The organism is Pseudomonas sp. ADAK21 (genome assembly GCF_012935735.1).
GTDB classification, from domain to species: Bacteria; Pseudomonadota; Gammaproteobacteria; order Pseudomonadales; family Pseudomonadaceae; genus Aquipseudomonas; species Aquipseudomonas proteolytica.
This window is the reverse complement of sequence record NZ_CP052857.1, coordinates 471,617-482,582: the sequence shown is the minus strand read 5'-3', so window position 1 is coordinate 482,582 and position 10,966 is coordinate 471,617. Positions and strand designations below refer to the sequence as shown.

Annotated in this window: 13 protein-coding genes; 9 read left to right on the top strand and 4 right to left on the bottom strand. The window is 60.6% G+C overall.

Annotation, left to right across the window (positions count from 1 at the left end):
• The first annotated feature begins 4 nt into the window (after positions 1 to 4).
• From cobU to HKK57_RS02235, 7 genes are all read left to right on the top strand, one after another.
• A complete protein-coding gene (gene cobU, locus HKK57_RS02265; RefSeq protein ID WP_169389715.1) occupies positions 5 to 526 on the top strand; it encodes a bifunctional adenosylcobinamide kinase/adenosylcobinamide-phosphate guanylyltransferase in 522 nt (173 codons plus the stop codon).
• The gene (gene cobT / locus HKK57_RS02260) at positions 523 to 1,578 is read left to right on the top strand and encodes a nicotinate-nucleotide--dimethylbenzimidazole phosphoribosyltransferase (RefSeq protein ID WP_169389714.1); all 1,056 of its coding nucleotides are present in this window, start codon (positions 523 to 525) and stop codon (positions 1,576 to 1,578) included. Before cobU ends, cobT begins: the two co-directional genes overlap by 4 nt.
• Positions 1,575 to 2,150, top strand: a complete 576-nt coding sequence (gene cobC, locus HKK57_RS02255) for an alpha-ribazole phosphatase family protein (RefSeq protein WP_070995882.1) — start codon at positions 1,575 to 1,577, stop codon at positions 2,148 to 2,150. The genes cobT and cobC overlap by 4 nt, the downstream gene beginning before the upstream one ends.
• Entirely contained in the window at positions 2,150 to 2,878 is a 729-nt protein-coding gene (locus tag HKK57_RS02250; protein WP_154906371.1) for an adenosylcobinamide-GDP ribazoletransferase, read from the top strand. Before cobC ends, HKK57_RS02250 begins: the two co-directional genes overlap by 1 nt.
• 42 nt (positions 2,879 to 2,920) lie before the next feature.
• Complete coding sequence (locus HKK57_RS02245) at positions 2,921 to 3,325, top strand: MarR family winged helix-turn-helix transcriptional regulator (RefSeq protein WP_029292421.1); 405 nt, start codon at positions 2,921 to 2,923, stop codon at positions 3,323 to 3,325.
• A gap of 62 nt (positions 3,326 to 3,387) precedes the next feature.
• Positions 3,388 to 4,587 (top strand): MFS transporter, encoded by a 1,200-nt coding sequence (locus HKK57_RS02240; RefSeq protein ID WP_169391170.1) that lies wholly within the window; start codon positions 3,388 to 3,390, stop codon positions 4,585 to 4,587.
• 150 nt (positions 4,588 to 4,737) lie between these two features.
• The gene (locus tag HKK57_RS02235; protein ID WP_029292425.1) at positions 4,738 to 5,289 is read left to right on the top strand and encodes a glutathione peroxidase; all 552 of its coding nucleotides are present in this window, start codon (positions 4,738 to 4,740) and stop codon (positions 5,287 to 5,289) included.
• Positions 5,290 to 5,354: 65 nt separating this feature from the next.
• Here HKK57_RS02235 and HKK57_RS02230 read toward each other — a convergent pair whose 3' ends face one another.
• The 4 genes from HKK57_RS02230 to HKK57_RS02215 all read right to left on the bottom strand — a co-directional run bounded on the left by HKK57_RS02230 (position 5,355) and on the right by HKK57_RS02215 (position 8,545).
• Positions 5,355 to 6,629, bottom strand: a complete 1,275-nt coding sequence (locus HKK57_RS02230) for an OmpP1/FadL family transporter (RefSeq protein WP_169389713.1) — start codon at positions 6,627 to 6,629, stop codon at positions 5,355 to 5,357.
• A gap of 146 nt (positions 6,630 to 6,775) precedes the next feature.
• A complete protein-coding gene (locus tag HKK57_RS02225) occupies positions 6,776 to 7,258 on the bottom strand; it encodes a hypothetical protein (protein ID WP_092234485.1) in 483 nt (160 codons plus the stop codon).
• Between the two features lie 281 nt (positions 7,259 to 7,539).
• Complete coding sequence (locus HKK57_RS02220) at positions 7,540 to 7,764, bottom strand: hypothetical protein (RefSeq protein WP_007898912.1); 225 nt, start codon at positions 7,762 to 7,764, stop codon at positions 7,540 to 7,542.
• Between the two features lie 475 nt (positions 7,765 to 8,239).
• Positions 8,240 to 8,545, bottom strand: a complete 306-nt coding sequence (locus tag HKK57_RS02215) for a hypothetical protein (RefSeq protein WP_029292434.1) — start codon at positions 8,543 to 8,545, stop codon at positions 8,240 to 8,242.
• A 456-nt stretch (positions 8,546 to 9,001) separates the two neighbouring features.
• On the opposite strand from HKK57_RS02215, the gene HKK57_RS02210 reads away from it, so the two are divergent.
• Positions 9,002 to 9,325, top strand: a complete 324-nt coding sequence (locus tag HKK57_RS02210) for a sel1 repeat family protein (protein ID WP_029292437.1) — start codon at positions 9,002 to 9,004, stop codon at positions 9,323 to 9,325.
• A gap of 175 nt (positions 9,326 to 9,500) precedes the next feature.
• A complete protein-coding gene (gene rmuC / locus HKK57_RS02205) occupies positions 9,501 to 10,865 on the top strand; it encodes a DNA recombination protein RmuC (RefSeq protein ID WP_167362643.1) in 1,365 nt (454 codons plus the stop codon).
• Positions 10,866 to 10,966: the final 101 nt, after the last annotated feature.

The window sequence follows — 10,966 nt, the reverse complement described above, 5'->3', positions numbered from 1 at the left end:
GACCATGTTGCAACTGATCCTCGGCGGCGCCCGTTCCGGCAAGAGCCGCCTGGCGGAAAAACTCGCCAGCGACAGCGCCATGCCTGTCACGTATATCGCCACCAGCCAGCCCCTGGACGGTGAAATGAATGCGCGCGTGACACTGCATCGCCAACGTCGCCCAAGCCATTGGGGCCTGATCGAAGAGCCGCTGGAACTGGCCCGGGTCCTGCGCGAACACGCCGCCCCCGGCCAGTGCCTGCTGGTGGATTGCCTGACCTTGTGGCTCACCAACCTTTTGATGCTCGACGACCCGCAGCGCCTGGGCGTGGAGCGTGAACAACTGCTGGACTGCCTGGCGTCGCTGCCGGGGGAAATCATTTTTGTCAGCAACGAGACCGGCCTGGGTGTCGTGCCGCTGGGCGAATTGACTCGCCGCTACGTGGATGAAGCCGGTTGGCTGCATCAAGCCCTGGCCGAGCATTGTCAGCGTGTCGTGCTGACCGTTGCGGGCCTGCCCCTGACTTTGAAAGGTACTGCGTTATGAGCCAATCCTGGTGGCTGGACCCCTGCAAGATGCTGGACGCTGCGGCCTATGAACAAGCGCTGGCCCGCCAGCAACAACTGACCAAACCCGCCGGGTCCCTGGGCCAACTGGAAGCGCTGGCGGTGCAATTGGCCGGTTTGCAGGGCCGGGTCAAGCCGATGGTCGATCACGTGTGGATCAGCATCTTTGCCGGCGATCACGGCGTGGTCGCGGAAGGTGTCTCGGCCTATCCCCAGGAAGTCACCGCGCAGATGCTGCATAACTTCGTCAGTGGTGGCGCGGCGATCAGCGTGTTGGCGCGCCAACTGGATGCACGGCTGGAAGTGTTGGACCTGGGCACGGTCACGCCATCGCTGGACCTGCCGGGCGTGCGCCACCTGAATATCGCCCCCGGCACGGCCAACTTCGTGCTGGGCGCGGCCATGACCGAGGCCCAGGGACGGCTGGCTTTGGCGGCGGGGCGTGACAGCGTGCAGCGCGCGATCAGCGCCGGTACGCAGCTGTTTATTGGCGGCGAAATGGGCATCGGCAACACCACTGCCGCCAGCGCGCTGGCCTGTGCGCTGCTCGATTGCCAGGTCAGCGACCTGACCGGCCCCGGCACCGGCCTGAATGCCCAGGGCGTGAGCCACAAAGTGGCGGTGATCGAGCGCGCGCTGGCACTGCATGCGGGGCAGCGCGGTGACCCGTTGCAGACCCTGTTCAACCTCGGTGGCCTGGAGATTGCCGGGTTGGTGGGGGCTTATCTGGCCTGCGCCCAAGCGGGCGTGGTGGTATTGGTCGACGGGTTTATCTGCAGCGTCGCGGCGCTGGTCGCCACGCGTCTGAACCCGTCCTGCCGGCCATGGCTGTTGTTCGGCCACCGGGGCGCCGAGCCGGGTCATCGCCACGTGCTGCAAAGCCTGCAAGCCGAGCCGCTGCTGGAGCTGGGCCTGCGCCTGGGCGAGGGCAGCGGCGCGGCGCTGGCGGTGCCACTGTTGCGCCTGGCTTGTGCGTTGCACGGGCAGATGGCGACGTTTGCTGAGGCGGCAGTGGCGGATCGCCCGGCATGACCTTGCACCTGGACCTGCTGCGCCATGGCGAAACCGAACTGGGCGGCGGCTTGCGCGGCAGCCTGGATGATGCGCTGACGGCCAAGGGCTGGACGCAGATGCGCGAGGCGGTGCTGGCGCGCGGGCCGTGGGATCGCCTGGTCAGTTCGCCGCTGCAGCGTTGCGCGCGTTTTGCTGAAGAGTTGGGCGCACGGCTGGATTTGCCGGTGAGCTTGGAGCCGGATCTGCAGGAGCTGCATTTCGGTGCCTGGGAAGGGCAGAGCGCGGCGAAGTTGATGGAAACCGACGCCGAGGCACTGGGGCTGTTCTGGGCTGACCCGTATAGCTTTACGCCGCCAGATGGCGAGCCTGTCGAAGGGTTTTCCCGGCGCGTACACGGTGCGGTCCTGCGCCTGCACCAGTTGTACGCCGGGCAACGGGTGCTGCTGATCAGCCATGGCGGTGTCATGCGTTTATTGCTGGCCCAGGCCCGTGGCTTGCCCCGTGAACAGTTGTTGAATGTCGAGGTGGGGCACGGCGGCTTGTTCAGCCTGCGGGTCGAGGCCGATGGCGTGTTGAGCGAGGGCGCCTGATGTTGCCATTCTGGATTGCCTTGCAGTTTCTCAGCAGCCTGCCGATCCGCCTGCCAGGCATGCCGCAACCGCAGGAACTGGGGCGTTCGCTGCTGTTTTATCCGTTGGTGGGCCTGCTGTTCGGGCTGCTGCTGTGGGGCTTGAGCACGCTGTTGATGGGCGCGCCGTTGCTGTTGCACGCGGCGCTGCTGTTGACGGTGTGGGTGCTGCTCAGTGGCGGCCTGCACCTGGATGGCCTGGCGGACAGTGCCGATGCGTGGCTGGGGGGCTTTGGCGACCGCGAGCGCACCCTGACCATCATGAAGGACCCGCGCAGCGGCCCGATTGCCGTGGTCACCCTGGGCTTGGTGCTGCTGCTCAAATTCACCGCGCTGGTAGCGCTGATCGAGCAACACAACGGCGCTGCGTTGATCCTCGCCCCATTGATCGGTCGCGGTTCGCTGCTGGCGTTGTTCCTCACGACTCGCTATGTGCGTGCCGGGGGACTGGGCCAGGCGCTGGCCGACCATTTGCCGCGGATTGTCGGGCAACAAGTACTGATCCTTACCGGTCTGGCCTGTGTGTTGATCGGTGGTTTCAGCGGTGGGATCGCCGTCCTGCTCGCTGCCATCTGCTTTATGGGGCTGCGCCAAGTGATGATCAATCGACTGGGTGGCACGACCGGTGACACGGCCGGCGCCTTGCTGGAGCTGCTCGAAGTGGCAGTGTTGATCGGCCTGGCTCTGTAACACTTTCTTGCATTTCCTTAATCGCGGGTATATACACGTTCCATGCTTGCCTCCCAATGTTTATGCACCAACCTGCGTCGTGCCGCCCGTGGCGTCAGCAGGCACTACGACGGCGCCCTCGATGGCTTCGGGATCAACGTCGCCCAGTATTCCCTGCTGTGTAATCTGCAGCGCCTGGACCAGCCGAGCATTTCCAGCCTGGCCGATGCCATGGGCCTGGACCGCAGCACCCTGGGGCGTAACCTGCGGGTGCTGGAAGGTGAAGGCCTGGTACGGTTGGTCGAGGGCGATGACCTGCGCAATCGCCTGGTAGTGCTCACGGAGGAAGGCAAGCAGCGCCTGACGGCCGCTTTGCCGGCCTGGGAAGCGGCGCAGCAGAAATTGATCGATAAATTGGGTGTGCAAAAACGCGAAACCCTGTTGGCCTTGCTGGACGAACTCGCTTAAACGCGGGCTAGTTCGAATACAAGCGGGTATATACCCGCAGGCGGAGAATAATAATGACCTCGATGTGGCGTACCAGTGGCTGGATTCTTGTCGGGAGTGCGCTGATCCTGGCTCTTTCCCTGGGCGTACGGCATGGCTTTGGCCTGTTCCTGGCGCCCATGAGCGCCGAGTTCGGCTGGGGCCGTGAAACCTTTGCCTTCGCCATCGCTTTGCAAAACCTGATCTGGGGCCTGGTGCAGCCGTTTACCGGGGCCCTGGCCGACCGCTTTGGTGCGGCCAAAGTGGTGATGATCGGTGGCGTGCTCTATGCCTTGGGCCTGGTGTTCATGGGCTTGTCTGATTCGGCGTGGTCGCTGTCCCTGAGTGCCGGCTTGCTGATTGGTATCGGCCTGTCCGGTACCTCGTTCTCGGTGATCCTCGGTGTGGTAGGGCGTGCCGTGGCCCCGGAAAAACGCAGTATGGCCATGGGCATCGCCAGTGCTGCCGGCTCTTTCGGCCAGTTCGCCATGTTGCCGGGCACCTTGGGCCTGATCGGCTGGCTGGGCTGGTCCGCGGCCTTGCTGGTGCTGGGCCTGCTGGTGGCGCTGATTGTGCCCTTGGTGACGATGATCAAGGACCGCCCGCTACCGGTCATGGCCGGTCAGCAAACTCTGCGCGAGGCCCTGCAGGAAGCCTGTTCCCATTCCGGGTTCTGGTTGCTGGCCTTTGGTTTTTTTGTCTGCGGTTTCCAGGTGGTGTTTATCGGCGTGCACTTGCCGGCCTATCTGGTGGATCAGCATCTGCCAGCGACCGTCGGCACTACGGTGCTGGCGCTGATCGGCCTGTTCAATATCTTCGGCACCTACACGGCGGGCTGGCTCGGTGGGCGGATGTCCAAGCCACGCTTGCTCACGGCGTTGTACCTGCTGCGGGCGGTGGTGATAGTGCTGTTTCTGTGGGCGCCGGTGACACAGATGAGCGCCTACCTGTTCGGCATGGCCATGGGCTTTTTGTGGCTGTCGACTGTGCCGCTGACCAACGGTACGGTGGCGACCTTGTTCGGGGTCAGAAACCTGTCGATGCTGGGCGGGATTGTGTTCCTGTTTCACCAGCTAGGTTCGTTCCTGGGCGGTTGGCTGGGGGGCGTGGTCTATGATCGAACGGGCAACTACGATTTGATCTGGCAGGTGGCGATTGTGCTGAGCCTGGTCGCGGCCGCCCTGAACTGGCCGGTGCGTGAGCGACCGGTGGCAAGGCTGCAGGCGCAGATGGGGGTAGCATGAATTCGATCGGATACTGGTTTGGCGCAGCCGGGTTACTGACGCTGTTGCTGCTGGCCTGGTGGGGCTGGCAGCGTAGCGGGCTGGCGTTGATGCAACTGGGCATGGCGATCTGTTAAGTTGCTTGCCTGACTTTGTCCAAGGACCCTCGACATGTTGAAGCGCTGGCTTGCAGTACCTGCCCTGATGGTGGCTTTTGGCGGTGTCGCCATGGCCGCCGATTGTCCGTCGTTGCTCGAAGGTCAATTGCCCAAGTTACGCGCCAAGGAGTCCATCGACCTGTGCCAGCGCTTTGCAGGTAAGCCCCTGGTGATCGTCAATACCGCCAGCTTTTGTGGGTTTGCCCCGCAGTTCAAAGGCCTGGAGGCGTTGTATCAGCGCTACAAGGGCGACGGCCTGGAAGTGATTGGCGTGCCTTCCGATGACTTCAAGCAGGAAGCCAAGACGGGCGAAGAGACGGCCAAGGTCTGCTATGTGAACTACGGCGTGACCTTCACCATGACCGAGCCACAGAAGGTCAGGGGCCCGGATGCGGCACACCTGTTCAAGGTCCTGGCCGAGCAGAGCAACGCGCCGAAGTGGAATTTCTACAAGTACGTGGTGGACCGCCAGGGCAAGGTGATCGCCAGCTTCTCCAGCCTGACCAAGCCGGACAGTCCGGAACTGATCGAGGCCGTGGAGCAGGCGCTGGCTTCCAAGCCCTGATTATCGGCCACTAAAAAGCCCCGCCTCCTTTGCAGGAGTGCGGGGCTTTTTTATGCAGCGTTGGATCAGAACTTGTACGTCATGCCCAGGCCAAAACCGTTGGCGCTGTTTTTGTACTTGGCGTTGTAGCTTGCCAGAGCGTTGGAGCGGTTGACGCTGACTTCTTCTTCCTTGAGGTAGGAGTAGGCCAGGTCGATGGTCATGTTATCCATGACGGCATAGCCCAGGCCAACACTGAAGATGGTCCGGTCGCCGGTAGGGATACGTGGCGAACGATCAGTGTTGTTGGTTGGCGACTGGTCGAAGGTCAAACCGGTACGCAGCACCACCTGCTTGGTCAACTGGTACGAGGTGCCCACGGCATAAGCCCAGGTGTCGTGCCAGTTCTGGTCTTCCTTGATGGTGCCCACAAGACCTGGGGCGAGGCCGCCACCGGCTGCTGTCACGCCTTTGTTGTTGACGGTGATGTCCTTCAGACGGCTCCAGCGAGTCCAGGTAGCACCGGCATACAGCTTCCAGGCGTCGTTCATGTCTTGGGTAACCGACAGATCCCAGGATTCAGGCGTGTCGATTTTCAGCGACGCGTCATAACGGCCGGTTGCCAGGGCGCTGGAGGTCGCAGTAGGCGCGTTGACTTCGGTGTGGCCTTCAAGCTTGTACTTGACCTTCGAGTGGTAGGTCAGGCCGACGCGGGTGGAATCGGTCGCCTGGACCAATACGCCGGCGTTGAAGCCAATGGCAGTATCGTCACCCTTGATCTTGATCTTGGTATCTGGCACGGCCGGGTTGAGGGTCAGCTCGGATTCCAGGGTGCCGGCAATGCGGTTGAAGGTTGGGCCAAAACCGACGGAAACCCGGTCGTTGAAGGCATAGCTGACGGTCGGCTGGAAAGTGATGACTTGCACTTCACTTTTGCTGCCAAAGCCACGGCCCTGATAGCCGCTTTCGTAGTCGGTAATCAGGCCGAACGGTGCGTACACACCAAAGCCGACTGCCCACTGGTCATTGAGTTTGTTGGTGTAGAAGCCGAACGGTACCGCCGTGAAGGGGACCATGTCGCCCTTGTTGGTGCCGCGGGAGCGACCGCTGACATCTTTGATATCAGTGGACGCATCAATCGCTGCAACACCGCCGGTGACTTGCTGGCCTTCAAGGCGAGCCATACCGGCAGGGTTGCCATAAACAGTGCTTGCATCATCGGCAGAAGAAGAACGGCCTGCGAACCCGGTACCCATACCGCTGACGCTTTGTTCGTTGAGGGCAAAGCCGCTGGCGAACAGTTGGGAAGAGGCCATGGCAACGGCGAGGCTAAGTGTGGTCTTGAGCATTACTTTTTTCATTATTAGAACTCCGAGGTGATCACCGCTGCGGAAAGTACCAATAAAATTAACGCAGCGCTATAGGCTGTAATGTAGGAGATAGAGCGGTTTTGTAGGACAATCCGACCAAAATTGCCGATTTTTGCCGAATCTTGCAAAGTGCCCGATCAGCAGGCGACCTGATTCATTGGGTTTACACAGGTTTGCCAGGCCAGGGTGTAATCGCGCAGCCGGCCCTGGGGGTGAAAAATTTCTTTCCAGATACGGGCCATGGCGAGCAAGTCGTCGGGCTGGGGGAGTTCGGGGCGATGTTGCTCCACCAGCAGCCAGGCAATGGCGGTGGCGTAGCGCAGGTTGACCGTCAGCTCCAGTTGCGGCCCGCTGAGGAAAGCATGTTGGCTGGCGAGGCCACGCACCAGGCTGGCGCGCTCTGGGTCGAGGGCCAGGTAGTCGTCCCACAGGGCCCTGTGGCGCGGTTCGGTAATGCGATACAGGCCGTGGCCGCGCCTGTCGTGCAAGGCAGAGCCCAGTTCCGATTGGCTGGCGGCGACCCCCAGCAGCAGGGTTTCTGCGGTCTGGCTGTGGCGGCCCAGGTAAATCAACGTGGGTCGGATCACATAACGACACAACTCGCCGGCGGCAATGCCCATAAAACCCTCGAAACCGTGAAAGTGGTCGACGAGGCCTGAGAAGGGGGGGGGCTTGGCAGCGGTGAATCGGATCTCAGGCTCGCCGGAGGCGGGACATGCCGCCTGAGTTGAAGTGTAGTGTCAGATTCACGACGTAAAGGACTGTTTTTAAAATATTTCCGGCTACGGGTTATAAGCGTTATATCTGTTTGGCCTAAGGGGAACCGCTAAAAAAGCCGAATCGCGGGCAATAAAAAACCCTGCCTTGCGGGCAGGGTTTTCGATGTTCAGCGTCGGGTCAATCAGGCAACCAGTGCCTGACGGGTACGCTCGATCACGGCCTGCAGCGGTTCTGCGCTGGAGTATTGATCGGGGTACAGGCGTTCGCTATGACGAGCGATGCCGTGTTCGTTGACCAGGGTGAAGCTGAAGCAGCCTTTGCGAGCGGCCATGATCAGGCAGTTCATTGGAGCAAAAGCATTGGTTAGGGTGCGAATGGCATCCTGAGTATGGATTTGAGTGGACATATTATTGGTGTTCCTACAAATGACACGGATAAGAACCGTGCAACGTTAAAACGTTCCAGTGACGCTGATCACCATTGATCATGCGAAGAACCCGACTGGAACAAAGCAGCCAGTTTGAAGCGCTAAATAGTTTGGCGCGCTTGGGCTGGCAGGTAGGTACTTAGGAGGGCAGGCAACACAACAGGGGCAAAGGTTCTGGGCCCAGGGTGAAGATCCTGATCAATTTGCAGGTTGGTTCGGTCAGAGTATGGATACTTCGCGACACCCTTTGCATTGTTCAAAGGCAGTGTCGTCGCAAGTGATACCTGGAAACCATCGAGGTGGTCGATCCCATCAAGATTGACAGAACTTCTCTTTAGGGAAGCTACGTCGCGGGGATTAGTTCGACCAGAATTGACTTTCAGCTTGGTACTAACGCTGCGGATACTAATGGCTTGAAACAGCTAAAGCAAGTGTGTTAGCAAAAATACTTCAATCAGCCGCCCATCAGCCCGCGATAAATCAGCACCGTGGACGCTGCGGCCAATGAACATCCCAGTGCATAGGCGGCGAGGGTCAAGCGCAGGGATTGGCCGGTTTCGATGACTTTCACTACATCGCGCAGGTCGTTGACCCGTCCGTCACCCAGCTCGATACACAAGCTGACCGCCGTGAAAGCGGCCGATAACAGGATGGCGATGGCAAACAGCGCGCCGTCGGGAGATGGCAGCACGGCATTGGTGCCCAGGGAAATCACACAAACGGCGAACAGCAATAACGCGAACACCAGGATTCCTTTCATGAAGTGGCGCACCTCCTTGCTGTAGGGCGAACAGTGTGGCGAGCGCAGGCACGTTTGAAAAGTGGCCTTTGTGTGTCGCCCGTAACGTTTTGTTGTGCCCTCGGGCCACAAAAGTGCGGGATATAACCGTCAGGCAGGTAGTTGTGCACATTGGTTGCGCAGTGTGTCACCGGGAAGGTGCTGCGCCGGATTGGCCCGTGAATGCCTGCATCGAAAATTTAAGTCAATGAAAAGTCTGGCTTTTTTTTATTGGTGAAAAAATCGTCAGTTTAAGCGCGGCCCCCGTTCCATGGGCCTTTGCGCGAGTTAAAGCACGGTTGTCCACTGAGTTATCCACAGCTTCTGTGGATTGTCCCAAGCGCTTGCTCTAGAACGGGCGTGCAGGTTTTTTTCAGCTTTACCCGTACGAAAAAAGGAGTAGAGTGGCGCGCCTTCCGTTCTGCCCTACAGTGCTTTATGAAGTTTCGCTCAGTATCATCTTCTGTTACCGACAACCCTCCAAGTGTTACCGCACCCAAGCGCTTCTCCTTGAAAGTCGCCTTGTGGCTGCTGGATAGCCCACGCATTGGCGATCACCCCAATATCAAGCATTTTGCCGGGCGTTTGCTCAAACAGCCGGCCCGTGAAGGGGTGGTTGTGGCACAGAGCCGCCTGGGCCTGTTGATGTGTCGTGAGTGCGGCAATGCCCGAGACCGCCGCATCGGCCACGACCTTCTGCGCCAGGCCGCCCGTGCCGGCGACGTGGGCGCCCAGCGTGAACTGGGCCAGATCAAAGACTGAGCTGTCCACAAAGCGCCCGCTTGGTTAACCTTCCTCTTTTACCGTAATGGCAGGAATGGCTATGGCTTTTGACTGGACCAGTGTTGCACTGGGTCTCGCCGCTGCGGTGTTGCCTCTGTCGGTCCTGTGCTGGCAGATCCAGCGCCGCCTGAATGCACGCAGCGCCGGTTGGGAACTGCTGGAGGAGCGCCTGGCGACGGCGCAGATGGCCCAGGAAGGCCTGGCCGCGCAACTGGACGCCAGCCGTGACGAGATCAGCGACCTGAGCCAGGCCAATGCCGCCAAGCAGGCAGATCTGGCCGCTGTCCGCCGGGAAGTCGAGTTGCTGCAGATCGACCGCGACAATGCGCGTGATGCCGCTCATGCCTGGAACATCGAGCGCAGCGCCAAGGAAGGCGAACTGCGCCGCCTGGACGCCTTGTCGGCCTCCCTGCGTGCCGAACTGCGGGAGCAGCAAGACAGCCATCAACAGCGCCTCAACGACCTGCAAGGCTCGCGGGACGAGTTGCGTGCGCAGTTCGCCGAATTGGCCGGGAAAATCTTCGATGAGCGCGAACAGCGGTTCGCCGAGACCAGCCAGCAGCGCCTGGGGCAATTGCTCGATCCGTTGAAAGAGCGCATCCAATCGTTCGAAAAGCGTGTGGAAGAAAGCTATCAGAACGAGGCGCGCGAGCGTTTTTCCCTGGCCAAGGAGCTGGAGCGCCTGCAGCAATTGAACCTGCGCCTGTCGGACGAAGCCACCAACCTCACCCGCGCCCTCAAGGGGCAGAAAACCCAGGGTAACTGGGGTGAGTTGATTCTGGAGCGGGTGCTGGAACATGCCGGCCTGGAGAAGGGCCGCGAGTACCAGACCCAAGTCAGCCTCAAGGGCCCGGATGGCGAGCGCTTCCAGCCGGACGTGTTGATCATGTTGCCTGGCGACAAGCAGGTGGTGGTGGACTCCAAGGTCAGCCTGACGGCCTACCAGCAATACGTGGCGGCCGATGACGAGGTGATCGGCCAGGTCGCTCTCAAGCAGCATGTGCTGTCGTTGCGCAACCATGTCAAAGGCTTGGCCGGCAAGGACTACAAGCGTCTGGAAGGCCTGCATAGCCTGGATTTCGTGTTGTTGTTCGTGCCTATCGAAGCAGCGTTTTCCGCCGCGTTGCAGGCCGAGCCCAACCTGTTCCAGGAAGCCTTCGACCGGCATATCGTGATTGTCAGCCCAACCACCTTGCTGGCGACCCTGCGCGTGATCGACAGCCTGTGGAAGCAGGAGCGGCAAAGCCAGAACGCCCGGGAAATCGCCGAGCGCGCCGGCTGGCTGTACGACAAGTTCGTGCTGTTTATCCAGGACCTGGACGAAGTGGGCAATCGATTACAGCAACTGGATAAGGCTTACAGTGCAGCGCGCAATAAGCTCACAGATGGTCGCGGCAATCTGGTCAGCCGGGTCGAGCAGTTGAAGCTGCTGGGCGCGCGCGCGAGCAAAGGCTTGCCGTCCGACCTGTTGGAGAAAGCGATGACCGATGAAGATGGCGTCGCACAGTTACCTGACTAAACGCAGAGCCCAAATGTGGCATCGGGTATCTACACAACGCTCAGAAACTGATGACTCTCCCTGTGGCGAGCGGGCTTGCCCCGCGCTGGGCTGCGCAGCAG

What these genes read in the sequence shown, in the direction of transcription:
- HKK57_RS02235 (WP_029292425.1), top strand. Translation starts at nt 4,738, where the DNA reads ATGTTGAAGCGCTGGCTTGCAGTACCTGCCCTGATGGTGGCTTTTGGC.
- cobU (WP_169389715.1), top strand. Translation starts at nt 5, where the DNA reads ATGTTGCAACTGATCCTCGGCGGCGCCCGTTCCGGCAAGAGCCGCCTG.
- cobC (WP_070995882.1), top strand. Translation starts at nt 1,575, where the DNA reads ATGACCTTGCACCTGGACCTGCTGCGCCATGGCGAAACCGAACTGGGC.
- HKK57_RS02210 (WP_029292437.1), top strand. Translation starts at nt 9,002, where the DNA reads ATGAAGTTTCGCTCAGTATCATCTTCTGTTACCGACAACCCTCCAAGT.
- HKK57_RS02225 (WP_092234485.1), bottom strand. Translation starts at nt 7,258, where the DNA reads ATGGGCATTGCCGCCGGCGAGTTGTGTCGTTATGTGATCCGACCCACG.
- HKK57_RS02245 (WP_029292421.1), top strand. Translation starts at nt 2,921, where the DNA reads ATGCTTGCCTCCCAATGTTTATGCACCAACCTGCGTCGTGCCGCCCGT.
- HKK57_RS02250 (WP_154906371.1), top strand. Translation starts at nt 2,150, where the DNA reads ATGTTGCCATTCTGGATTGCCTTGCAGTTTCTCAGCAGCCTGCCGATC.
- cobT (WP_169389714.1), top strand. Translation starts at nt 523, where the DNA reads ATGAGCCAATCCTGGTGGCTGGACCCCTGCAAGATGCTGGACGCTGCG.
- HKK57_RS02220 (WP_007898912.1), bottom strand. Translation starts at nt 7,764, where the DNA reads ATGTCCACTCAAATCCATACTCAGGATGCCATTCGCACCCTAACCAAT.
- HKK57_RS02230 (WP_169389713.1), bottom strand. Translation starts at nt 6,629, where the DNA reads ATGAAAAAAGTAATGCTCAAGACCACACTTAGCCTCGCCGTTGCCATG.
- HKK57_RS02240 (WP_169391170.1), top strand. Translation starts at nt 3,388, where the DNA reads ATGTGGCGTACCAGTGGCTGGATTCTTGTCGGGAGTGCGCTGATCCTG.
- HKK57_RS02215 (WP_029292434.1), bottom strand. Translation starts at nt 8,545, where the DNA reads ATGAAAGGAATCCTGGTGTTCGCGTTATTGCTGTTCGCCGTTTGTGTG.